The organism is Thiolapillus sp., from assembly GCF_048562965.1.
In the GTDB taxonomy this organism is placed as follows: Bacteria; Pseudomonadota; Gammaproteobacteria; order Chromatiales; family Chromatiaceae; genus Thiolapillus; species Thiolapillus brandeum_A.
Map to the genome: position 1 here is coordinate 1 of NZ_JBHNMF010000538.1, position 2,146 is coordinate 2,146.

Annotated in this window: 2 protein-coding genes; both read right to left on the minus strand. The window is 48.2% G+C overall.

Features of this window, described 5'->3' with window-relative positions; all coding sequences use genetic code 11:
- Positions 1 to 548 (minus strand): hypothetical protein (locus tag ACOCD2_RS17400; protein WP_305802455.1); only part of this gene is annotated, 548 nt, incomplete at its 3' end.
- Positions 545 to 2,077 (minus strand): hypothetical protein, encoded by a 1,533-nt coding sequence (locus ACOCD2_RS17405; protein ID WP_293674776.1) that lies wholly within the window; start codon positions 2,075 to 2,077, stop codon positions 545 to 547. The genes ACOCD2_RS17405 and ACOCD2_RS17400, both read right to left, overlap by 4 nt.
- Between the last annotated feature and the right edge of the window lie 69 nt (positions 2,078 to 2,146).

Here is a 2,146-nt window from a genome sequence, read left to right on the forward strand (position 1 = left end):
AGTCCCTTGGTGATTATTCCTTCCGCAACAGAAAGAACAAAATCTGCAAACGTCTCAATTGTTCTTGCGGCATGAGTGTTGTTTGCCGACTCCAGGGCGTTGAGTAAATGTTTGCGCTTAGGTCCATCAACATATATTGCGGTCAGACCTACCTGATCAATCCAGGCATCATATCGTGCCCTTAGTGTGTCAGTTTCGATTTTAGTAATTTTTTCGACGCTCTTATCGTTACGCTGAAGCTCTTCGTGTGATGCGGCGAAGAGTACGGCACGTATGCTTTCCGGTAAGCGACAATGACGCCAGTGCGTAATAGATTGATCGTTTCTCGCTTCAGGGGGAAGAGTGCCTGCAGGGTCAAATAAATTAGGAATTCTTACCGCAACATCGGACGAGGCATTAGAGTCAGCCAATACAGCTTCTGCAATCGAGCGCACAAGTGATGCTTCAAGACCAAGCATGCAAAAGCGCATGGAGCCTTCCGGTTCCTGATCCAGATTGCCCTTTATAAAATCGAGCGCGACTGCCGCGATGAGTTCGTTTCTTGTCATTTATTGCTCCTGAACGGGTTCTCAACGTAGGCACAATCATCAGATAGACGACGAAGTAATCCTAATGTCCTTAAACGCTGTTCTAAACGCTGCGTGTTTTGCATGAAGGCATTTTGGTCAGTTGGCAGCGTTCCAAATGCTCTCTCTGCTTCTTTGGCACCGATTACCAATCGGAATCGGTCATAGAGTTTTTCGAGAAAGCGGTGGTATTCCTCCCTACCTTCATCCACAACACACATGACCAAGGCTTTGAGTAGAGAATCATCTGGCGAGTACCATGTTCCCGTGCCACGCCGTGATACTGCCAATCCAATTTGCCTTGCCCATTCCATATGTACTTTGGCCACATGCTGCTGGTGACGCTTCTCGGCATAGGTTCTTAAGGCATCAAAGATCGTATCAGGATCACCGGAGGGCGGACCATCGTCTGGCTGCCACTCATAGCGTTCGGTAAGATACTCCCGTACCGCTTCTGCGGGCGCTCTTGCTTGTAGTGCTTCTCTCCAGCGTTTATCGTTTTTCGCAGATTCTATATATGCGCGAACGGCCCGTGTCGATAGCATACGGTTCGCTCCGAAATTCTCTTTTGAGAGTTCAAAGAGTGTTGTTCGGCGAGGTGAGGCGATTTCCAAAACAAACTTGGGTTCAGTGGCGTCGCCAACTTCTTCATTCGCTCGTTTGAGCATATATAAAAGCATGTGTAACGAAGAGAGGCGCATCAAAGGATCGAGCAATGCTTCGCCGGATAAATCCAGATTAAGCAGGCGAGTCCATGTTGCGGCAAGATATTCGTATTCGGGACGCTCGGCAAAAGGTAGATATCCAATAGTGCTCGACACCAAATTTGAGTCGACCCTATACCCATCGGGTAACAGCGCTCGAACGACGCGATTCCAGGTTTCATCTTGGCGCAGCAATTTCTCGGAAATCAATTCGGCGAGTTCTTTTCCCGTACTGCTTCGGTTTAACATCAGATAAAGCAGTTCACCGCTTCTTGCAAAGAAGCGTCTGTCGGGGCTTCCGTTTACATTAGCCGGTAAATCTGCATACAGGCAGTTTGGGCCGTACGGAAATAGAAAGCGAGATGTCCATCGGCGTTGGCGGTGTGGCTCAATCGCTGTAGTTTGAAAGAATTCTACGACGTGAGAAAGCCTGGCAAATGAACCAAAACGGTCTTGTAGATATCCGAAATCATCGTCTGTAGAAAAAGTTTTTAACCACGCCCGCCATCTCTCCGAATCGGACTGATGATTTTCCTCAACATATCGAATGTGGGGGTTGTTAAAGACTAATTGCCGAAGAGGAACAAGGCGCGGAATATAATATGTGAACTTCTCGTGCGCACCGCCGTTTCGGCTTTCTTTCAGTGCTTTTCCTTCAGCATCTCTCGACTGAAAGATTGCTAGAAACTCCAGGAACACAAGCCACGGTGTCTGGTCGTTGTAAAGACGGTGCCCCCAGATGGCTTCATCAACCCAAACATTAACATCGCTTCTGTATTTAGCAAGAGCTTCCAGACGTGTACTCATGATCCCACTCTGATCCGTATATTGTCGGGATGGGCTCGGCCATGCTCATCCACGGTAAGTGCTTGCAAG

Bases quoted from the DNA above. Each gene is read 5' to 3' on its own strand.
- ACOCD2_RS17405 (WP_293674776.1), bottom strand. From the start codon at position 2,077: ATGAGTACACGTCTGGAAGCTCTTGCTAAATACAGAAGCGATGTTAAT.